Genomic DNA, 20,803 nt, shown 5'->3' with positions numbered 1-20,803 from the left:
AGACACTTATACTTATCCAAATAGACCTGACAAGGCGTTCAATTGTCCAAGCATGAGCAAGATTCCCATCAGAATAATAATAGCACCACCGATTTTTTTCAGAAGCCCCATGTAAGGTTTAATTTTATTAAAATACTGCATAACAAAGCTTGAAGCCAGAGCTAGAATTAGGAAAGGTAAGGCCATACCCAAGGTATAAATCAAGGTCAGAATAGCTCCCTGAAAAGCACCATTCCCTCCTGAAGCAGCCAGCGCTAAGACTGAACTTAGAATAGGACCAATACACGGAGTCCAACCAAAACTAAAAGTAATCCCCAATACAAATGCTGAAAGAAACTCGTTGCGTTTACTATCTTTTTTAAAGGCGACATTTTTTTGCATTTGCAAGGGTTTAATATTGATTAATTCCATTTGGTGAACACCAAGTAGGATAATGATGATACCCATAACATAGCGGAACCAAGAAGAATTAATAATAGCTCCTAAAAAGCCCGCCCCAAATCCTAAAATGAAGAAAATACATGATATACCCGCAATAAAACAGAGAGTTTTAACAAGTCCATACCAGGCGATTTCTCTGCCTAAAAATCGAACTGTTCTGGGCTTATCTTCTGAATCTAATAAGATTCCGATATAAACAGGAAGTAAGGGAAAAATACAGGGAGAGAAAAACGATAGCACTCCCGCTAAAAAAACTGAAACTGAGAAAAGAAATGTTTGCATATCTAATCCTTCTTTTTTATTTATAATAGAAAAAATGGTTTTCACAATAACTCTATTCGTTTTCTTCTGAACGGAGTTCTATTAATCCTATAAACCATTATAAATGAAAGCGGATTATTTTTCACAAATTTGCTACGGTATTTTTAGTTATCATTTTCGTTCTAGCAAAATAATAAATTTTATTTAGAAAGTTTCAAACAGAAAAAGCCGGAAAAATTCTTTCCGACTATATGTCATTTTATTCAATAAACTACTATTTATCATTGGATAGTGGCAGATATATTTTGATCAGAGTAAAGATATCTTGCTCCGACTGGATTTCCATACGATAGCCTTCTCCAAACTGCAATCTCAAGCGTTGATCGACATTTTTGAGACCAACCCCACCTAGGCGAAGAAGAGTCTTTTCTGATGAATCTTGGAGATCAAAGCCACAGCCGTTATCATAGATAGACAATACCAGTTTTCCTTCTTCAACTGTCGACGTCACACGAATTATACCTGGTCGGTCGATTTCTTTGATTCCATGATAGATAGCATTTTCAACCAAAGGCTGAAGTATCAGCTTGGGCAGTTTATAATCAGCTAGAGATTCATCCTCTTCAATCTCATATCGGAGCTTGTCACCATAGCGTTGCTTCTGTATAAAAAGATACTGACGAACGTGATCAATCTCATCCTTGAGAGCAATCTGTTCATGCCCTTGATTGAGCGCCAAGCGGAAATACTGAGCGAGTGATTTTGTTAGCTCAACAACACGCTTGCTGTCGTTAAACTCGGACATCCAGACAATAGTATCTAAGGTATTATAAAGGAAATGTGGGTTAATTTGAGCCGAGAGAGCTCGAAGCTCATAGCGACGGACATTTTGCTCTTCAGTCTTAACAGCTTCCATCAGTTGTTCAATTTGGTCCAGCATTTTATTGAACTGCTGAGCTAAGTCAACCAACTCTGGAGAACCTTTTTCTTCTGCCCGAAGGTTTGACTCGCCCGAGCCAATCTTCAGAATGACAGCTTGCAGATTCTGCAGAGGCTTAATCCACAAACGTAGGACAAACCAAATACCAATCAAACACATCAGAAGCGCTAGAACACCCATTCCTACAAATGAATAAAGCATCTGTGACTGAAGCATCTGTAATTGCTCTAATGAGGTGATGCCAATTAAAGTCCAGTCACTATCTGGAATATCAATCTGATAGACAAAAGCCTGCTTCTGGTCTGCATAACCATCCTTGACCGAGATATAGGGCTGCATAGCTTTCATTTCTTGACTAGAAGAATAAACACTTTTCTTGGGATGATAGACAAATTCATGCTGGCTATTGACAATAAAGCTAAAGCCCTTCTTTCCTAGCTGAAGCTGATCCAAATAGGCTTTGAGACTGTTATAGCCGATATCAAGACGCAAAACACCAAGATTCTGCCCTGCTTCATCCACTACTTCCTGAGTGACAGAAACAACCCACTTCTCCTTCTCTGACGACAGAGACTCTTTGCGAGCAGGGGTCAAGACAGGCATGGCTCTGGTATGGACAGCTTCCTGATACCATTTTTCATTCATCATATCAGAAGATGTCTGCATGCTGATTTGAGAATCTGTTGAGACCACGCGCCCGTCCTTGGTAACCAATACTGCCGACACCAAATCCGGATCAGTCTCAATGATGGTTTTCATCAAAGCTTGCACTGACGTTTCACTGCTTTCTTGATTCTGAGCAAACTTCCGAATCGTTTCTTCCTTACTCAGTGTAGAGGTGGTTTGTTTTAATTTTTGCAAATAGGAAGCAATGAACTGTCCGCTTTGCTCCATGCTATTACGCGTCGTCCGCTCTGTCAGCTGCCGAATAGTACCCGAGCTAGTCTGATAGTAGAGGCTTCCAACAAAGCCCAAGAGTAAAAGAACCAGCAGAAAAATATAGACAATCAACTGGATAAGAAGCGGATATCGTTTCATTTCTCCTCTCCTTTTTTAAACTGCCGAGGTGTCAGCCCAACCACCTGCTTGAAGCGCTGAGAAAAATAGTTCATATCTTCAAAACCTACCTGCTCTGCTATTTCATAAATCTTCAAATCTGTAGTCAAGAGTAAGAGTTTAGCTTTTTTCATCCGTTCTTGAATCAAATAATCTTGAAAGGGCAAGCCTAGTTCTTTTTTTATGAGAACACTTAGGTAGGATGGGCTAAATCCTAGTTGAAAAGCCAAATTTTTCAGACTTAACTCTGAATCAGCTAGACGCTCGTGAATAGCCTCTTCCAACTCAGAGTGCTGTCCCTGATCGACCAAGTTTTGAATCTGGGCTTTTTTTCGTTCCTTATCAAGTTTGGTCTGCACCTTTGCCAACATCTCCTCAACATCATCCTTGGAAAATGGCTTGAGAAGATAGTCATCTGCACCTAGCTTAATGGCTGTCCGAGCATAGTCAAAATCATCATAGCCCGTCAGAAAAACGATATGGCACTTAGGAGCCTGGTCTCTGACTAGCTTGGATAGTTCAAGGCCATTCATCTGTGGCATATTGATATCGGTCAGTAGGATGTCAGCAGGATTATCCTGAAATTTCTGCCAAGCTTCTATTCCATTTTCAGCCTGGGAAATAACTTGCATACCAAACTGCTCATAGTTTACTAAGGACGCAATTCCCTGTCTTACCAGATATTCATCCTCTACAATCATAATTGAATACACAAGATTCAACTCCTTATTCTTACTGGATTTATTATAGCAAATTTTCAATCAAAACGCTCTTAAACGTAATCCAAAAGATAACCGTAGCCCTTCTCCTCCATCTCGGCTTTTGGAATGAACTTGATTGACAAACTATTAATACAATAGCGCAAGCCACCCTTGTCCTTAGGACCGTCTGTGAAAACATGGCCCAGATGGGAATTTCCAACACGACTGCGTACTTCAGTTCGAGTCATATTGAAGCTCTTGTCTTCTTTGTAAGTCGCAACATCTGGACTGATAGGACGGGTGAAACTTGGCCAACCGCACCCTGAATCAAATTTATCCTTTGATGAAAAGAGAGGCTCGCCTGTCACCACATCCACATAGATACCAGCATCGAACTTATCCCAATAGCGGTTAGAAAAGGCCCGCTCTGTGTCATTCTTTTGTGTGACTGCGTATTCTTCAGGAGAGAGCTTGGACTTAATCTCTTCATCACTGGGCTTAGTATAACGACTAGCATCAATAACAGGGTAGGCGGCTTGATTAACATCAATATGGCAATATCCATTAGGATTCTTTTTTAGGTAATCCTGATGATAGTTTTCAGCCTTAACATAGTTTTTTAATGGTTCTTTCTCAACAGCTAGAGGTTTATCGTACTTCTTAGCCACTTCATCAAAAACTTGATTGATGGTATTCAAATCAGCTTCATCCTTATAATAAACACCTGTCCGATATTGTGTACCTTGATCATTACCTTGTTTATTTTTAGAAGTTGGATCAATAATACGGAAATAATGAAGTAAGATTTCTTTGAGAGATATCTTTTTAACGTTATAGGTAATTTTTACAGTCTCAGCATGACCAGTTTGGGAAACTAATTCATATTTGGTCGTGTCATCCTTACCATTTGCATAGCCGGACTCAGCATCAATGACACCTGGTACTCTAGAGAAATATTCTTCTACACCCCAGAAACAGCCACCTGCCAGATAGATTACCCGCTTATCAGCTTCTTTAACATCTTCTTTCTTTTTCTTTACTACTTCCGTCTTACTCATTGAAGCTTTCTTAATCTGTTCAGGAGATGACTGATTGCTATTTCCTGCAATCACATAGACTAGTCCAAAGCAGACAAACAAGCTAAGGATAACCAGAATAATTTTCCATTTTCCTCCCATGTTTATTGCTCCTTTCTACTTGATTTCTTTCAGTGTTTTCTCAATATCTTCCTTGCTCATGTAGCCAATGTGTGTCTTGGCAAGAGAACCGTCACTGCCTACGAAAAGAGCAGATGGGTAAGAGCGAATGCCATATTCTTTCAGCAATTCTCCCTTGGTGTCCATCAGAACTGGGAAGTCTTTGTAGTCCAAAGACTTATACCATTTCTTAAAATCATCTGCTGACTTTTCTCCATTAAAAGTCGGAGAAACAACTGATAAGACGACATAGTCCTTTCCCTCCTGCTCCTTAGCCAAATCATTGGTATCTCCAAGGGTGGATAGACAGATAGAACACCAAGAAGCCCAAAATTTTAGATAGACTTTCTTACCTTTAAAATCAGATAACTTGTAAGTCTTGCCGTCCACACCCTGCAGACTAAAGTCTTTAGCCATCTTGGTAGATTGACCAGAATCAGCTTTTGTTTCTATATTACTTTTAGCACTTTTAGAAACTTCCGAGTTTGTCTTCTGATTTGAACAGGCTCCCAAAAAGCCGACACAAAGTAGACTGACAGTCAATATTGATAACTTCTTCATCGTTTTCTTTCCTTTCAAAATAAGGAGAAAGCCGACAAAACTGACGACTTTCTTTCCTATGGTGGATTACTATTTGTCAGATGACATTTCGGATGAATCTTTCATGTCATCCTTCATGCTTGAATCGCTTGACTTCATATCATCCTTTTTCATATCATCTTTCATATCAGACTTGCTGTCGGACATCATAGAAGAGTCCTTCATGTCATCCTTTTTCATTTTATCATCAGACATGCTGGAGTCTTTCATATTCTCCTTCTTCATGTCGTCTTTTTTCATATCGTCTTTCTTCATCATACTGCTGTCATCCGTCTTCTTCATATCAGAATCTGATTTTTGATTAGAGCAGGCAGCTAGGACAAAGATACTAAGTGCAGCGATTGTAAGTGAAGCAATTTTTTTCATGATAAGTCTCCTTTAATTATATAATATTTATCCAAATAATGATGCTAAAGCGTTTAGATTCCCAAGCATCAGCAAAATTCCCATAAGTATAATGAGAGCACCACCGATCTTTTTGAGAACTCCCATATAAGGTTTTAGTTTAGAAAAGCGTTGTAATACCCAACCGGAAGCCAAAGCCATTGCTAAAAAAGGAAGCGATAAGCCCAAAGTATAGACTAGCATGAGCAAACCACCTTGCAAAGCACCATTACCTCCAGAAGCCGCAATTGCTAAAACAGAACTTAGGACTGGTCCTACACAAGGTGTCCAACCAAAGCTAAAGGTAATCCCCAAGAGAAAAGCATTAAGAAAGTCACTTCTTTTACTATTCTTTTTAAGTTGAATACTCTTTTGCTTTTGCAGTTGTTGGATATTGATAAGTCCCATCTGGTGGATTCCCAGTAGAATGACAATCCCGCCCAAAACGTAGCGAAACCAAGGGGCATAGAGGACTTGCCCTAGAGCACCAGCTCCATAGCCCAAAACCAAAAATACAGTTGATAAGCCAGCTATAAAGCAGAGCGTCTTAACTAGACCATACCAGGAAATATCTTTTCCCATAAATCGAACTGTTTTCGGCTGATCCGAATCCAGTAGAATTCCTACATAAACTGGCATAAGCGGTAAGATACAAGGCGAGAAAAAAGATAGAATCCCCGCCAAAAAAACAGAAATAAAGAACAAAAAACTTGTTGCCATTTCAAAAACCTCTCTATCAATTTCTGACTCTAGTATAAAATAAAAATCTCCCTAAAAATAGGGAGATCGATTTGAAAAAACTTGAATTTGGTTTTATCTTTGCTAAATCAAAAGTTAAAAATATTTATCACTTATTGTGGATTTATGTTAAGTTGAGAGTAAATGTAAAAGTGCTTCCTAGGCCATACTGGCTTTCGACCGTTATTTCCCCACCCAGCTGATGAGCCAACTCACGTGCAATAGCAAGGCCCAGACCATGCCCACCTGTCTTCATATTTCGAGAAGTTTCCACACGGTAAAGGCGTTTAAAAATCTTATCCAAATTCTCAGGAGCAATACCCCGTCCCTCATCCTTCACACTGATTGTCAAGATTTGCTCAGTTAATTGAGCCACGATCTCAATTTTAGTTCCAGGTTCCGAGTATTTAAAGGCATTATTTAGCAAGTTGACCAAAATACGGGAAAGCTTATCGTAATGGCTCTTAATTTTCGCTGACTCGGGAGACACTTGAATGTAGATATCCCGCTCCTCCCGCTCAATCAATAGTTGAAATTCACTCATAGCCTCAATCAATAGCTGGTCTAGAAAGACTATTTCAGCTTCTCCATCTGATTCTATTTGAGGCTGGGCATTAAGAGTCAAAACATCCAATTCTTCCACCAATTTATTCAAACGCTCTGTCTGACGGCTAATCGTGGTTAAGTAATGAATCTGCTCCTCTTCTTCAATCACTCCATCTAAAATCCCCTCCACAGTCGCCTGAATAGAGGTAATAGCAGTTTTAATATCGTGAGAAAGCTGGGCAATCATCATTCCTTTTTCTCGTTCACTTTCATTAAGCGATTCAAATGTTTCTTGCAAATTATGCGACATATCATTAAAAGCCTGACCCAACTCTTGAAATTCGATAGGGCCCTGGCCCTTGGCGTCAATCTCTGTACTAAAATCCTTGTCAGCTATACTCTGAGCCTGTTTTTCAGATGCCAAAGGGAAGAAAATACTGGCGATAAAAGAAAGAGACTGACTGCCGCTCCTATAAAACTAGCAATCAATGTCATTCCAACTAGGAAATAAATCTCGCTTTTTACAATCAACATTCGCTGGACTGCCCAGAAAACGAGTAAAATCGTTAGTAGGCTAGAAATTAGGTACCCTACTAGAATGTAACTTTTTAATTTCATTTTCCACCTCGTAATCTTTCCATTTTATAACCAAGACCCCAGACAGTTTTGATAGCAGGAGTTTCTGAACTGGCATACTTGGTCAATTCCTGTCTCAGAGCATGGATATGAACATTAAGTGTATTGGTATCATCTACGAAGTCTTCCTGCCACACCTTCTCGTAAAGCTCCGTCTTTGAAAAAACTCTCTCAGGATTACTAGCTAAAATCCAAAGCAGTTCAAAGGACTTCACTGTTAATTCCAAAAAATACTCCCCTATACGAGCCTCATGAACCACATGATGCATCGTCAAGTCACCGAGCTCAATTTGTTCGATCTCTCCTCCACGATGAAGTCGGCGCAAAATATTATTGACTCTTAGAACTAGCTCGCGCGGACTAAAAGGTTTGGCTATAAAATCATCTGCTCCTAAGCTCAAGCCATAAATTTGGTCTTGCTCGCTGGTCTTAGCCGTTGTAAAAAGAAAAGGTTGATCAGGTACTATATACTGGACCTCACTGATAAAGTCATAACCGTCCATATTTGGCATCATGATATCCGTGATAATCAGGTCAACAGATTTCTTTCTGAAAAGATCTAATTCCTCCACACCATCTCAAGCCACTAAAACATGGTAGCCTTCCTGCATAAGATAGCGCTTTTGAATATCTAGAATATCCATCTCATCATCAACGAGTAAAATTGTCTTTCCCATTTGCCAATCTCCTGATAAAAACAGTGTTATACTGGCTTTAGTATAACACTATTTTTAGTAATTATTAAATGATTTGAACCTTAATTTTTTTGTTTTTCTTTCAAACCTAGAAGGCTAAGAATTCCTGCCAAAGCTAGTCCTAAGAAACCAATGGTAGCTGTAGCTGTTTGAGCTTCACCAGTTGTGGGTAACGTAGCCTTATCATTTTTTTTCATCGTATCTGCCATCGGCTTAGAAGTTGGGTGTTCCCCCTTCACATCAGTCATGCGATGATCTACTTCCTTCGTACCCTCAGCTGTACTCATAGAATCTGTTGCAGAAGGCTTCTTATTCATCTGACCTTCTTGAGATGGTGTTGTAGAAGGTTTCATATTCATTTGACCTTCTTGAGATGGTATTGTAGCCATTCCTTTTCCACGAAGCTGAATCGTTACTTGACGAGTCGCGATAAGATTTGTCAAATCTGGTTTGCCATCTTTGGCACCATAGACCTTGACAGTAGCTTGGTAACTGCGAGTGCCATTAGCACGAAGTTGGTCGAGAAGGGCTTGTCCGTCTTTACCTGTAGTATTGTCGTTCAAATCCACTTCGTAGAAGTATTGACCTTTCGCCAAGCCTTCAAGTGGCAAGAGGGCTGGATTGTTAGCTGAACCATTATCTGACCAAGGGGCTTTATCAGAAGATTTGAGCAAGAGACGCGTCAACATACCATCTCCACCGAAAGCTTCATACGGAATGACTTGATTGACACCAGCCAAGAATGGACCGGGAACGTTCGCTTTTTCTAAATAGCTAGCTGGGACATCAATATGGTCTTTGATATTTTTAGTGACTGAATCTTTGACTGCTTCTTTTGAAACAAGGCCGTTCAAGTTAACAGTTACATTTTTTGTAGCTACGAGATTGGTTAAATCTGCTTTTCCATCTTTAGCACCATAGACTTTGACAGTCGCTTGGTAAGCATATGTTCCATTAGCACGAAGTTGGTCAAGAAGGGCTTGCCCGTCTTTACCTGTAGTATTGCCGTTCAAATCCACCTCGTAGAAGTATTGACCTTTCGCCAAACCTTCAAGCGGCAAGAGGGCTGGATTGTTAGCTGAACCATTATCTGACCAAGGTGCCTTATCAGAAGATTTGAGTAAGAGACGCGTCAACATACCATCTCCACCGAAAGCTTCATACGGAATAACTTGATTAACACCTGCCAAGAATGGACCAGGAACGTTTGCCTTTTCTAAATAGCTGGCTGGGACGTCTACTGAGTCCTTAGTATTTTCTTCAACTCCTTTTCTAACTTCATCTGGAGTTGTTACCGATTGAGAAGTAGTCGCTTCACGATCTTGGTTTGAAACATCAACAAGAGTTGCCTCCGGTTTAGCTTCTTCTTTTTGATTGCTAACTTCTGCCATAATCTGTTCTTCTTTTGGTTTTACCACTTCTTCCTTAGGAGCTAGGCTAGACTTATCTAGAGAAATAGTTTCATCAACCTCTTCCTTAGGAGTTGACTGATTTGCAGGTAGAGCCGAATCCATTTCTTCTTTTAAAGCTGTCTCTGGCAAATTATTCTTTTCTAATAATGACGAATCTTCTTGAAGAACTTTAGTAGGAGTTGAGGTGAGATCATCCGCATGTACGGTATTTGGTTGACCAACTAGCAAAAAGAAACCACTGGCAACAACGACGGAAGCCACACCCACGCTTAAACGACGGATTGACCAGCGGGTATATTTTTGATTTATATTGAATTTCATAAGATTCTCCTTTAGGTTTGTTTTTTTATGACTCTAGTATAAAATAAAAATCTCCCTAAAAATAGGGAGATCGATTTGAAAAAACTTGAATTTAATATCTTGATAAAGAACTTTTTATTCATTTTAGGATTCCTCTGCTTCTCTTTCTGCTTCATATTCTTTATTCCATTCTTCAAGATGTTCAAGATAACTATTTAAATACTTTTCAAAATCTGCTTCATTCTCATAAGGATATGAATACAGACGTTTGGTATACCACTTAAGTCCTTTTTCTCCTTTGTAAAAATAATCAATTTTTGTAGGAAGAAAATCTTTATTAAAAGATATCCGAACTTTGCTAAAGCCAAACTCTTTATCCATGAATAATTCTTCAAATTCTGGAGATTTTTTAGCTTTGTAGAGCGATTTATTCACAAGAGTCTCTGGGGACATGATGATTTCATAATTTGCATTTTTAATTTGATTGGGCGTCACCTTAAGGGTAAGGAGAGCTGAGGTAACTTCGCTGTATAGAGCCTTATTATAAGAATCTTGCGCATCTTCTCGCCCATACTTGCTATACTCTTGCCCATCTTTAATGGCCCATCCATTACTAGTATCAAAGAATTCCCTTTTCTTTAAATCAAATGCAATTCCTTTCGAATAAAACTCCTCTTCTACATCTGTCACTTCCTGTACAAATACAAAATGTTTTTGCAGAAGAATGCTAGAAGCTTTGGAAGTGTAAAAAAATAACAAGTTCTGCATTACGAGGACTAGGACAATAAAGATAAATAGAGCTATGCAAGCCCTAATATAACTTGACCATTTTTTAAACATTCTCACTCCTTTTGTTATGAAGGTAATTATCTATTATAAGAAATCCTACTTTTTACTTTTCTTTTTATCTGCTTCTATTTTCTGTTGATCCTTGTATATCTTGTAAACACTATCCAAGTCTTCTTTAAAATCAGCTTCATTCTTGTAAGGATAGGAATAGGTTCGCCAGCTATACCAAGCTAGACCATTTTCACCCTCATAATAAAGTTCAACTTTCGTAGGTAAGTTTTCTTTATTAAAGCTAATCCTCACTTTTTTAAAACTATCTTGATAAATTGAATAAAGTCGTTCAAGTTTTGGTATATGCCTTTCCTTCAGCAGATCCTTATTGATAACTTCATCTGCCGAAAGTGTGATCTGATAACTTTCTATAAATATTTGATCGCTCGTCAATTTAGGGTGAGACAAGATAAATGAAAACTCATCTAAAAGAAGCTGGTCAAATCGATCTTTTGCATCTTTTTCCCCAACGCCATCATATAATTTTCCGTTTTTTATAAGGTATTGGTCATTTTCAAAAGCCTCTTTATTTTTAAAATCAATTCCTCTGACACTATGATATCGGCTTTCAACGTAGACAAAACCTTTATTTTCTAACAGCTCATACATGGGACCTTTTTGAAGAGAATCCCTAGGAATCATAAAGAAATAAAAGGCAATAGAAAGAAAAGGTAAAGAAGCAAGGATTAAAATCAAACTTTTCTTATTTTTCATTCTTTCAATTCACACCTCCTTAAAGAAAATAAAAAGCTGTTTCATAAATATATCTTAACTGTTCTAAAAAAAGCTATTCACTAGAACAATATTATACCAAAATACTTCAACAAGAGCTTGAAACAAATAAAATCCCCAAGCAACAAAAACTTGAGGATTATACTCTAGATCATTTCAAAAGATTCACTTTTTTGTTTATCAGGTAAAATGAGTGACAAAATAATTCCTAAAAGAGCTGGAAGTAGCCAAGGCAGAGAAGCTTGTGAAAAAGGCAAAGTATTTATTGTATCCATAACTTCCTTGACTTTGAATAAAGAGCCCAAAATGCTTGCAAGAGCAATCAAAGTCACTAGCGCAACCGTCACTTGCATACCAATTTTTGACAAGGGTAAGAATTTATTTACAATAACGATCATCACAATCACAATCGTAACTGGATAAAGAATTTTCAAAACTGGTTCTGAATATTGGATAATCGCATTCAAACCAAGGTTCGCAATGGCATAACCAATCAAAGTAAAGATGGTTGCATAAGTTTTATAAGATACTTTCGGGAAAGTATTGTTAAAGAACTCTCCTGTTGAAACGATCAAACCAGCTGTGGTCGTAAAGCAAGTCACTGTTACCATAGCTGCTAGGAAAATTTGAGCCGTTGGGCCAAAAATAGCCTGAGTAGCTTGAGATAGAACATAAACACCAGCATTGCCCTTAGCAATCACTTCGGCAGGAACTGGAAAATGATTACCTAGATATCCTAAACCAATATACATAGCACTAAAGGCAAGGGCAACAATTAGTCCGACAATCCAAATAGTTGAAACGTATTCTTTTTTATTTTTGAACCCCAGTTGATTCAGTGTAGTTACAGCAATTACGCTAAAAGCTACCGAAGCCAAGGCATCTAAAGTATTATATCCTTCCAAGAAGCCTTGTCCAAATGCTGATGCAGCGTAGGCAGCTGATGCCTGCTGAGGTGCTGCTGAACCATATTTAAAGGCACCCAGTATAATTAAAACAATAATTAAAATCGCAAAAACTGGAGTTAGAATGCGACCAATCCGATCTAAAATCTTTGATGGATTTAAAGAAATCAGATACGCTGCAGCAAAATAAATTGTCGTGAAAACAATCAAACCAAGACCAGTCATATCTTTAGGAAGTAAAGGAGATATCCCAACTTCATAGGCTACTGTTGCAGTCCGCGGAATCGCAAAGAAGGGACCGATGGACAAATAGAGAGCAACCAGATAGACGATAGCAAACCAAGGTGCAATTTTCTGAGAAATCTCATGAATGTATCCCTTAGGATTGAGAGTCCCAATAACCAAGGTTAATACAGCAATCCCGACCCCAGACAAGACAAAGCCACCAATAGCTGGCCAAAAATTAGAACCCGACTGAACACCCAAAGATGGTGGAAAAATCAAGTTTCCTGCACCAAAAAATATTCCAAACAAGAGCAAGCCTGTTAAGGCACCTTTTTTTATCATAATAACTCCTCTTTATTTATAACATTTTCACATTATAACAAAAATATTATATTTTGCAAAACAAGTGAAATCAAGAACAAATCAATCATAAAAAAGACAAGTACATTCAGACAAAGACCTCTGAAAAACAGTTCAGAGGTCTTATTTATTTACGCATCACTAAATCTTCTATACTTAATTTCAAATTCAAAAAAGTTCTTCTCTTGGAGCATATGAAAAATATCCCGATAGGCTTCCTCATCAAAGTGATCGCCTAAATATAAGATTTCAAAGCTTAGGTCATCATATTCTAGAAAAGCATTACTCGTTTTGAATCCATTTCTTTTATAGAAATCCATACGTGCTTGACGTTGCTCTAGATTATCACACTCTTCATCTAAACGTTCTACTTCTAAAACCATGGTTTTTTGGTAAAACTCTGTTAGTTTATGGATGATTTCTCCACCATAACCGTGACTTCGAAGATGTGGCATAATCGCAAAAAAACTAACATAAAAGCATTTTTCATTGTAGATCGCAAAAGCAAAGCCCACAAACTCTTCTTCATTGTAAAAAGCAAAGAAATGGGACTGCTCATCATTGGTATAGCGGAGAAATTCACTAATAGGAACTCTCTCTTCTTCAGGAAAAGCTTCTCGATTAAGAGCTTCTACCTTATCTAAATCAGGAAATTCTGCTGTAATAATTTGACTAGTTAAAGACATTGCTACCTCACTTCGTTTAATATTCTAGCAGTTACCAAACATTTTAGCAAGTTTTTCAAGCTTCTTCTGCTTTCTTAGAAAATTGACTTTGATAAAGGTCATAATAAAATCCTTTATCTGCCAAGAGACTCTCGTGATTGCCTTGCTCGATAATCTGACCATCCTTGAGCACCAAAATCTTATCTGCCTCCTGAATGGTCGACAGTCGGTGAGCAATGACAAAACTGGTCCGCCCTTGCATGAGTGTCTTCATAGCCTTCTGAATCAAGAGCTCCAGACGTGTATCGACAGACGAAGTTGCTTCATCCAAAATCAGAATCTTAGGATCTGCTAAAAGCGCTCGTGCAATCGTAAGCAACTGTTTCTGACCCAGCGAGATATTGCTGGACTCTTGGTTCATTTCCATATTATATCCACCTGGTAATGTACGGATAAAGTGATCCACATTAGCTGCCTTGGCCGCTTCTACAATTTCCTCATCAGTAGCTTGTAAATTCCCGAAACTAAGATTTTCCTTGATCGTTCCCTCGTAAAGCCAAGCATCTTGCAACACCATACCAAACTGTTTGCGGTAGTCCTGACGGGAAAGATCTCGAATATCGTGACCATCCACCGTAATCGCACCTTTGGTCACATCGTAGAAACGCATGAGCAAATTAATCAATGTGGTCTTACCAGCACCAGTCGGACCGACTATGGCTACCATTTCTCCAGGTTTGACTTCCAGATTGAAATTCCGAATGAGTGGCTTATCTGCCACATACTGAAAGTCTACATCATGAAAGCTGACCTGCCCAGTTAAATCATGTTCCAGTCTTTCAGACACATCATTGACTTCGTCTGCCTCATCCAGCACTTGGAAAACCCGGTCTAAAGAAGACTTGGCGCTTTGCAATTGACCTGCTAACTGTGTTAGGTTTTGAATTGGCTGACTAACCTGCCAAACATATTGAACAAAAGCTTGCATATTCCCAATTGTTAATTGACCAGAAATAACTTGCAATCCACCAATAACTGCTACAAGTAAATAAGTCAAATCAGAAATCGCGTTCAAAACAGGCATCATCAAACCTGAAATAAAACTAGCCTTAAAACCTACTTCTTGAAGATTTTGTGTAATAGCTTCAAAGTCTTGACTGGAAGCCTCTTCTCTTCCGTAAAGTTTTAAAACATTAAAACCACTTAGATTCTCTTGGACAAAACCATTCATTTCTCCCAAAATATCAGCCTGCTTTTTAAAGTAAGGTTGAGATTTCTTCAATATAAAGTTTGCCGCAAAATAGGTCAAAGGAATACTGATAATCACAAGCAGAGCAAGTGACAGGTTTAGATACAGAACCATAAACATAACCAAGGAAATAGTAAATACAGCATTCACTACTTGCAAAAAACTTTGTTGCAAGGCGTTTGATACTGTCTCTACATCACTAGTAAATCTGCCCAGTAAATCCCCAAACTGGTGCTTATCAAAATAAGATACGGGAATCTGATTAATTTTATGGCTGAGTTCATTTCTCAAATCTCGAATGGTATTTTGTACTGCATTGGTCATGAAATAGTTGGAATAGTAAGAACCGATTTCATAGAAGAGTGCTCGAACAAAGTACAAGACCATGACCCAACCAACATAACTGGCATTAATGTGAGCTCCTTCAACTCCCTTAGCCATATCCAAAAGATTGCTAGTCAGTTCTGTAATTGCAAGCCCCAACACAAATGGCTCCAAAACACTCATAACGACACTGAGAATCTTGAGGAAAACAGCTAAAATGACAGATACTTTATAGACTTTTAAATAGCTCCATAAACGAGCAAAAGAATGTTTTTTCTCCATGTTTCCCTCCTATTCTTCTGTTAATGATTGACTGTTAAGCTGGGATTGGGCAATTTCTCGATAAATGGCATTGGATTCCATGAGTTCTTCATGTCTTCCCCGACCAACGATTTCACCCTTATCCAAAACGATAATCTGATCCGCATCCATAATCGTACCAACCCGCTGGGCAACTATTAAAACTGTTGCATCTTTGGTTACTTCTTTCAAACGACGACGTAAGATAGCATCCGTCTTGTAGTCGAGAGCAGAAAACGAGTCATCAAAGATATAAATATCCGGCTCTTTTACAACAGCACGAGCGATTGACAGACGTTGTTTTTGCCCACCAGAAAGATTACTTCCCCCTTCAGCCAAGTGTGTTTCAAATCTCTCTTCGCGACTTTCGATAAATTCTTTAGCTTGAGCCACATCTGCAGCTTGATTTAGTTCTTCGTGACTTGCATCTTCTTTACCATACCTCAAGTTTTCTGCGATGGTACCTGTAAATAACAGAGCTTTTTGGGGAATGAAACCAATCTTTTGACGTAAAGCTTTAAGCTGATAGTCTCTGACATCAACTCCATCTACCAAAATTTTCCCTAGAGTAACATCATAAAAACGTGGAATCAACTGTACTAGGGAAGACTTACCTGATCCTGTAGAACCAATAAAGGCGATAGTTTCACCAGGTTTTGCTTTGAAAGAAATATTATGAAGAACTGGACTTTCCGTCTCACCTGGATAAGCAAAGGTAACATTATCAAACTCCAGGTAACCATGACTTTCAGTTTCAGTAATACCATCTTCATTAGGATTAATGGAGATAGGCATATCCATAACTTCCTTTAGACGCTCACTAGAGACGGCTGTTCTAGGATACATGGTAAAGAGACTTGATAAAAATAAGAAAGACAGTAAAGCATGAAAACTGTACTCAATAAAGGCAACCAAGTCACCAATTCTTAATTCACCACTTCCTAAAGGCTGCAAAGCAAACCAAACAATAGCGACAATCATGGCAATAATGATTTGAACAAATAAAGGTTCTGTTAATCCTGTCAGTTTGAATAGTTTATTGGAGTTATCAGCATAGATTTCATTTTCTAAAGCAAAACGTTCCTCTTGAAACTCTTCTCTTGCAAATGCACGAATGACCCGTAAACCTGTTAAATTTTCCCGAGCATATTGGTTAATTTTATCCAAAGTCTTTTGCTGCTTCTCTGATAGAGGACGCGTCTTAACAGCCACATACCAAACCACTACCGCCAAAAAAGGAACAGAAATGGCAACAATCCAAGCCAAGGACGGACTTGTTAAAAAGATCATAAAAACACTTGAAAGCATCATCATGGGTGTAATAACCCCCATTTTTAAGCTCTGCTCAGCAAATTGCATGAGAACAAAAGCATCACTTGTAATCCGTGTCACAAGCGAAGACACACCAATCTGTTCATATTCATGATGAGAATACTCTTGTAGCTTAGCGTAAAGATCATTTCTCATATCACGAACCATACTAGTTGTTAATTTACCAGCCGCATAGGATAGGACAATTCTTCCAAAGACGCCTGCTACAATAACTAATAACATTATAAATGCCCAAAAATACAGACGACTGGTATCTCCTTGGTTAATCCCCTCATCAATCATACGAGCAAGAACTGTAGGAAGACCTAAATTTACAACGACAAAGAAAATCGCTCCTAGGAAATCCAATAAGAGCCATTTAGGATATCTTCTTAAATAAGACCAAATATATTTCATCTCTCCTCCTAAAAACCATTTTTAAACAATAAAAAAGCACTCTCCAGCACTTTTTCATACTCAACTGAAAAATTGAATTCTTTTGCTTCAATTCATCAATATTATACCAAAAGCTATCTCTTTTCTGCAAGAGAAATCTGAAGAAAATGAGCATATCTTCTTTGAAAGTTTGTAGTTTCAATAAAGCTATTCATATCTGCTATTAATTTTGTAAGTTATAAATCATTGAAAAAAGTGAGATTAAAAATCTCACTTCGTTCACTATTTAGTTCGTTTAAACTTAGCATCTTTGAAGATTGCCAGAGTAGCTTTATCAGCTTGACCAGATTCCAACTGAGAAAGATCCAATGTCAACACATCGCCTTCAATTTTGTACTTAACTTTGTCGTTGCCACCCTTTTCTGATTCAAGAGTTTTATTCTTTTGATCAACTTTTAATTTATAATCTTGATTTTTCTTATTTCCCATAGCTTTAGCTTCAAGAGTTACTTTACCTTTGGTATCTTTGATTTCAATCGTCATTTTCAAAGAAAATTGATCAGCGTATTTTTCTGCTTCTTCACTTGAAGCACCTTGCTCCTTAAGTGTGTTCTTGATAAAATCCTTAGAAGCTTCATAAACATAGGTTCCGTTGTCACTCTTAGCAGCACCTGAACATGCTACAAGGATAATAGCACCAATTGCAAAAATTGTAGCTAAAACAATATGTTTGATAGATTTCATTGTATACTCCTATAAATTTGATATTGCTATTATAACAAAAATTTCACTATCTAACAATAGCTTGAAAAGAGAAATTGATTTTTGGAAGTTATATAGTCTTATTAGAAGAGGAGATTCTTTTTTTAAACCTTAGAAAATGATATAAACTAAAAATCACATACTAAAAAAACCGAAGCCTAAACTTCGGTTTGATTTTTGATTGGAAACTCTATTATTTAAGAGTAACTGAAGCTCCAGCTTCTTCCAATTTAGCTTTGATTTCTTCAGCTTCTGCAGTTGCAACGCCTTCTTTGATGATACCAGGTGCACCATCAACAAGTTCTTTAGCTTCTTTAAGGCCAAGACCAGTGATTTCACGTACAACTTTGATAACGCCAACTTTTTTGTCACCAGCAGCTGTCAATTCAACGTCAAATGAATCTTTAGCAGCACCAGCGTCAGCAGCACCAGCTGCAGCAACAGCTACAGGAGCAGCTGCAGTTACACCAAATTCTTCTTCGATAGCTTTTACAAGGTCGTTCAATTCAAGGATTGAAGCTTCTTTAATTTCAGCAATAATGTTTTCAATGTTCAATGCCATTGTTATTTCCTCCAAATAAGTTTTTTAATTTTAAATATTTTTTCGTAGCTAGGCTACGCTGCGTAGCTTAAAATTAAGCTGCGTCTTCTTTGTTGTCTGCGACTGCTTTGACAGCAAGTGCAACGTTGCGCACTGGCGCTTGAAGTACAGAAAGGAGCATAGAAAGAAGTCCTTCGCGGTTTGGTAAGAGTTGCAAGTGCAAGAATCTCTTCTTTTGATGCGACAGCGCCTTCGATTGCACCACCTTTGATTTCAAGTGCGTCAGCGTTTTTAGCAAAATCGTTCAAGATTTTCGCTGGTGCGATAACATCTTCGTTAGAAAATGCTACTGCAGATGGTCCAACAAAAACTGATGCAAGATCTTCAAGACCAGCTTTTTCAGCTGCACGACGTAAAATTGAGTTTTTGATAACTTTATACTCAACTTCGCTTCCACGAAGCTCACGACGAAGAACTGTATCTTGCTCAACTGTCAAACCACGAGCGTCAACAACGACGATTGATGCAGCAGCTTTCATTTTTTCAGCTACTACGTCAACTAGTTCCGCTTTTTTAGCAATAATTGCTTCACTCATTAGTGTGTTCACCTCCGTAATTATTTTGCTTGGGGAATTTTTCTAAAAGAAAAACGCGCCCAAACCTAGACACGAAAGTACAATACGCTTCTTTTTACATGATACGTTTTGTCCTCGGTAGGATCTTTATGAGTCGAGCTCCCCTACTGTCTTAGGCAGTTTTTTCAAACCATTGATAATCATATCATAGATAAAAAAAGATTGCAAGGCTTTTTTGCAATCTTTTAAAAATATTTTTTATCAAATTTCTTATTCATCTAGATAAGGTGCTAAATCCTGTAGAGCCCGTTCGGCAATCTTCTCATAACGTTCTTTCTTGTCACGAATCCGAGGGCCATCCAGCTCTTTTATAATGCCAAAATTGACATTCATGGGTTGGAAATGCTTGCTGTCAGCATGGGTAACATAATGTGGCAGGCTACCGATAGCTGTTGTTTCTGGAAAGACAAGCGCTTCTTCTCCCTTGAAGAGTCGAGCAGCGTTAATACCAGCAACCAAACCAGAAGCCGCTGACTCAACATAGCCTTCAACTCCAGTCATTTGACCTGCAAAGAAAAGATTTGGCTGTTTCCTAGAGCGGAAAGTTTGTTCAAGCAGATTTGGAGAGTCCATATAGGAGTTACGGTGCATGACACCATAGCGGACAAATTCTGCATTCTCAAGACCTGGAATCATCTGAAAGACCCGCTTTTGCTCGCCCCACTTGAGATGAGTTTGGAAGCCGACTATGTTGTAAAGGCTGCCTGCAGCATTATCCTGGCGAAGCTGCACCACAGCGTATGGCGTCTTATATTCACCATCTCGAGGTCCTTGGTAGTCATCTGGATATTCTAAACCAACTGGCTTCATCGGACCATAAAGCATGGTTTTAATGCCACGTTTGGCCATAACTTCAATAGGCATGCAGCCTTCAAAGTATTTTTCCTTCTCAAAGGAATTGAGCGGTGCTTCTTCGGCATTGACCAAAGCATCATGGAAATCCATAAACTCTTGCTTGGTCATTGGCGCGTTGAGATAGGCTGCTTCGCCCTTATCATAACGAGATTTGAGATAGACCTTGGTCATATCAATGGTATTGACATCAATGATTGGCGCTGCTGCGTCGTAGAAATAAAAACCGTCGCCTCCATTGAGCGCGTGAATTTTTTCGGCCAGAGCATCACTAGTCAAGGGTCCTGTCGCAATGACTGTGATAGCATCCTCTGGAATTTCAGTGATTTCTTCGCGAATAACCTCAACCAATGGATGATTGGACACTAGCTCTGTTACCATCTGAGAAAAACCTTCTCTATCAACTGCTAGAGCACCACCTGCTGGCACCCGAGTCGCTTCTGCTGACTTTAAGATGACCGAGTCCAATCTTCGCATTTCTTCCTTGAGTAGACCAACTGCATTGGTCAGCGCATCCCCTCGCAGAGAGTTGGAGCAGACCAGTTCTGCAAAGTCTGTAGTCTTGTGTTGAGGCGTCAACTTAACACCCCGCATTTCATAGAGTTTGACTGGAATTCCACGCTTGGCAATCTGGTAAGCTGCTTCACTACCAGCCAGACCAGCACCGATAACATTGATATAAGATTGAGACACGACACTAATACCTCTTTGGGTGGAGCCTAAGTCCATATCAAAACAATCCACTGAACTGTTTGACACCCACAAATCTTTCTAAATTAATACTTGGTCCATTATAACAA

Annotated in this window: 17 protein-coding genes, 3 pseudogenes and 1 other annotated feature; all 20 genes and pseudogenes read right to left on the bottom strand. The window is 38.6% G+C overall.

The genetic code is table 11. From position 1 onward, the window contains the following. Positions 1–12: 12 nt before the first annotated feature. On the bottom strand, positions 13–723 hold the full coding sequence (gene ccdA2 / locus HMPREF0847_RS02590) for a thiol-disulfide oxidoreductase-associated membrane protein CcdA2 (RefSeq protein ID WP_008808638.1): 711 nt from the start codon (positions 721–723) through the stop codon (positions 13–15). 253 nt (positions 724–976) lie between these two features. Then, positions 977–2,680: a cache domain-containing sensor histidine kinase gene (locus HMPREF0847_RS02585; protein ID WP_008808637.1), complete on the bottom strand. Its 1,704-nt coding sequence runs from the start codon at positions 2,678–2,680 to the stop codon at positions 977–979. Next, positions 2,677–3,411, bottom strand: a complete 735-nt coding sequence (locus tag HMPREF0847_RS02580; protein WP_008808636.1) for a response regulator transcription factor — start codon at positions 3,409–3,411, stop codon at positions 2,677–2,679. Before HMPREF0847_RS02580 ends, HMPREF0847_RS02585 begins: the two co-directional genes overlap by 4 nt. A gap of 59 nt (positions 3,412–3,470) precedes the next feature. Further along, positions 3,471–4,577 (bottom strand): peptide-methionine (R)-S-oxide reductase MsrB, encoded by a 1,107-nt coding sequence (gene msrB, locus HMPREF0847_RS02575; protein WP_008808635.1) that lies wholly within the window; start codon positions 4,575–4,577, stop codon positions 3,471–3,473. A gap of 15 nt (positions 4,578–4,592) precedes the next feature. Beyond that, complete coding sequence (locus HMPREF0847_RS02570; RefSeq protein ID WP_008808634.1) at positions 4,593–5,156, bottom strand: redoxin family protein; 564 nt, start codon at positions 5,154–5,156, stop codon at positions 4,593–4,595. 69 nt (positions 5,157–5,225) lie between these two features. Next, the gene (locus HMPREF0847_RS02565) at positions 5,226–5,561 is read right to left on the bottom strand and encodes a hypothetical protein (RefSeq protein ID WP_008808633.1); all 336 of its coding nucleotides are present in this window, start codon (positions 5,559–5,561) and stop codon (positions 5,226–5,228) included. A 27-nt stretch (positions 5,562–5,588) separates the two neighbouring features. Further along, positions 5,589–6,299, bottom strand: a complete 711-nt coding sequence (ccdA2, locus tag HMPREF0847_RS02560) for a thiol-disulfide oxidoreductase-associated membrane protein CcdA2 (RefSeq protein ID WP_008808632.1) — start codon at positions 6,297–6,299, stop codon at positions 5,589–5,591. A 142-nt stretch (positions 6,300–6,441) separates the two neighbouring features. Beyond that, positions 6,442–7,481 (bottom strand): annotated as a pseudogene (locus HMPREF0847_RS02555) (sensor histidine kinase). Beyond that, a pseudogene (locus tag HMPREF0847_RS02550) lies at positions 7,478–8,176 on the bottom strand (response regulator transcription factor). The pseudogenes HMPREF0847_RS02555 and HMPREF0847_RS02550 overlap by 4 nt, the downstream one beginning before the upstream one ends. 80 nt (positions 8,177–8,256) lie before the next feature. Then, positions 8,257–9,927: an SSURE domain-containing protein gene (locus tag HMPREF0847_RS02545; protein ID WP_008808629.1), complete on the bottom strand. Its 1,671-nt coding sequence runs from the start codon at positions 9,925–9,927 to the stop codon at positions 8,257–8,259. A gap of 123 nt (positions 9,928–10,050) precedes the next feature. After that, entirely contained in the window at positions 10,051–10,746 is a 696-nt protein-coding gene (locus tag HMPREF0847_RS02540) for a hypothetical protein (protein ID WP_020992627.1), read from the bottom strand. A gap of 45 nt (positions 10,747–10,791) precedes the next feature. After that, entirely contained in the window at positions 10,792–11,460 is a 669-nt protein-coding gene (locus HMPREF0847_RS02535) for a hypothetical protein (protein ID WP_008808627.1), read from the bottom strand. 164 nt (positions 11,461–11,624) lie between these two features. Further along, the gene (brnQ, locus tag HMPREF0847_RS02530; protein ID WP_008808626.1) at positions 11,625–12,950 is read right to left on the bottom strand and encodes a branched-chain amino acid transport system II carrier protein; all 1,326 of its coding nucleotides are present in this window, start codon (positions 12,948–12,950) and stop codon (positions 11,625–11,627) included. A gap of 149 nt (positions 12,951–13,099) precedes the next feature. Then, positions 13,100–13,654, bottom strand: coding sequence for a GNAT family N-acetyltransferase (locus HMPREF0847_RS02525; protein ID WP_008808625.1), 555 nt, complete (start codon positions 13,652–13,654; stop codon positions 13,100–13,102). 55 nt (positions 13,655–13,709) lie between these two features. Continuing rightward, entirely contained in the window at positions 13,710–15,488 is a 1,779-nt protein-coding gene (locus HMPREF0847_RS02520; RefSeq protein WP_008808624.1) for an ABC transporter ATP-binding protein, read from the bottom strand. 9 nt (positions 15,489–15,497) lie between these two features. Next, the gene (locus HMPREF0847_RS02515) at positions 15,498–17,234 is read right to left on the bottom strand and encodes an ABC transporter ATP-binding protein (protein WP_008808623.1); all 1,737 of its coding nucleotides are present in this window, start codon (positions 17,232–17,234) and stop codon (positions 15,498–15,500) included. Positions 17,235–17,495: 261 nt separating this feature from the next. Then, entirely contained in the window at positions 17,496–17,957 is a 462-nt protein-coding gene (locus HMPREF0847_RS02510; RefSeq protein WP_008808622.1) for a hypothetical protein, read from the bottom strand. Positions 17,958–18,168: 211 nt separating this feature from the next. Continuing rightward, positions 18,169–18,537: a 50S ribosomal protein L7/L12 gene (rplL, locus tag HMPREF0847_RS02505; RefSeq protein ID WP_008808621.1), complete on the bottom strand. Its 369-nt coding sequence runs from the start codon at positions 18,535–18,537 to the stop codon at positions 18,169–18,171. A gap of 73 nt (positions 18,538–18,610) precedes the next feature. After that, positions 18,611–19,112, bottom strand: a pseudogene (rplJ, locus tag HMPREF0847_RS02500) (50S ribosomal protein L10). A 38-nt stretch (positions 19,113–19,150) separates the two neighbouring features. After that, positions 19,151–19,286: a sequence feature (ribosomal protein L10 leader region), on the bottom strand. A gap of 75 nt (positions 19,287–19,361) precedes the next feature. Then, positions 19,362–20,696: a methylenetetrahydrofolate--tRNA-(uracil(54)-C(5))-methyltransferase (FADH(2)-oxidizing) TrmFO gene (gene trmFO / locus HMPREF0847_RS02495; protein WP_008808619.1), complete on the bottom strand. Its 1,335-nt coding sequence runs from the start codon at positions 20,694–20,696 to the stop codon at positions 19,362–19,364. Positions 20,697–20,803: the final 107 nt, after the last annotated feature.

Source organism: Streptococcus sp. 2_1_36FAA (assembly GCF_000161955.2).
In the GTDB taxonomy this organism is placed as follows: domain Bacteria; phylum Bacillota; class Bacilli; order Lactobacillales; family Streptococcaceae; genus Streptococcus; species Streptococcus gordonii.
The sequence above is the reverse complement of the archived record's forward strand: the minus strand, read 5'-3'. Positions and strand labels throughout refer to the sequence as shown.

Bases quoted from the DNA above. Each gene is read 5' to 3' on its own strand.
- HMPREF0847_RS02535 (WP_008808627.1), bottom strand. From the start codon at position 11,460: ATGAAAAATAAGAAAAGTTTGATTTTAATCCTTGCTTCTTTACCTTTT.
- rplL (WP_008808621.1), bottom strand. From the start codon at position 18,537: ATGGCATTGAACATTGAAAACATTATTGCTGAAATTAAAGAAGCTTCA.
- HMPREF0847_RS02520 (WP_008808624.1), bottom strand. From the start codon at position 15,488: ATGGAGAAAAAACATTCTTTTGCTCGTTTATGGAGCTATTTAAAAGTC.
- HMPREF0847_RS02570 (WP_008808634.1), bottom strand. From the start codon at position 5,156: ATGAAGAAGTTATCAATATTGACTGTCAGTCTACTTTGTGTCGGCTTT.
- HMPREF0847_RS02585 (WP_008808637.1), bottom strand. From the start codon at position 2,680: ATGAAACGATATCCGCTTCTTATCCAGTTGATTGTCTATATTTTTCTG.
- HMPREF0847_RS02525 (WP_008808625.1), bottom strand. From the start codon at position 13,654: ATGTCTTTAACTAGTCAAATTATTACAGCAGAATTTCCTGATTTAGAT.
- HMPREF0847_RS02540 (WP_020992627.1), bottom strand. From the start codon at position 10,746: ATGTTTAAAAAATGGTCAAGTTATATTAGGGCTTGCATAGCTCTATTT.
- HMPREF0847_RS02515 (WP_008808623.1), bottom strand. From the start codon at position 17,234: ATGAAATATATTTGGTCTTATTTAAGAAGATATCCTAAATGGCTCTTA.
- HMPREF0847_RS02565 (WP_008808633.1), bottom strand. From the start codon at position 5,561: ATGAAAAAAATTGCTTCACTTACAATCGCTGCACTTAGTATCTTTGTC.
- ccdA2 (WP_008808632.1), bottom strand. From the start codon at position 6,299: ATGGCAACAAGTTTTTTGTTCTTTATTTCTGTTTTTTTGGCGGGGATT.
- brnQ (WP_008808626.1), bottom strand. From the start codon at position 12,950: ATGATAAAAAAAGGTGCCTTAACAGGCTTGCTCTTGTTTGGAATATTT.
- HMPREF0847_RS02510 (WP_008808622.1), bottom strand. From the start codon at position 17,957: ATGAAATCTATCAAACATATTGTTTTAGCTACAATTTTTGCAATTGGT.
- ccdA2 (WP_008808638.1), bottom strand. From the start codon at position 723: ATGCAAACATTTCTTTTCTCAGTTTCAGTTTTTTTAGCGGGAGTGCTA.
- msrB (WP_008808635.1), bottom strand. From the start codon at position 4,577: ATGGGAGGAAAATGGAAAATTATTCTGGTTATCCTTAGCTTGTTTGTC.
- HMPREF0847_RS02545 (WP_008808629.1), bottom strand. From the start codon at position 9,927: ATGAAATTCAATATAAATCAAAAATATACCCGCTGGTCAATCCGTCGT.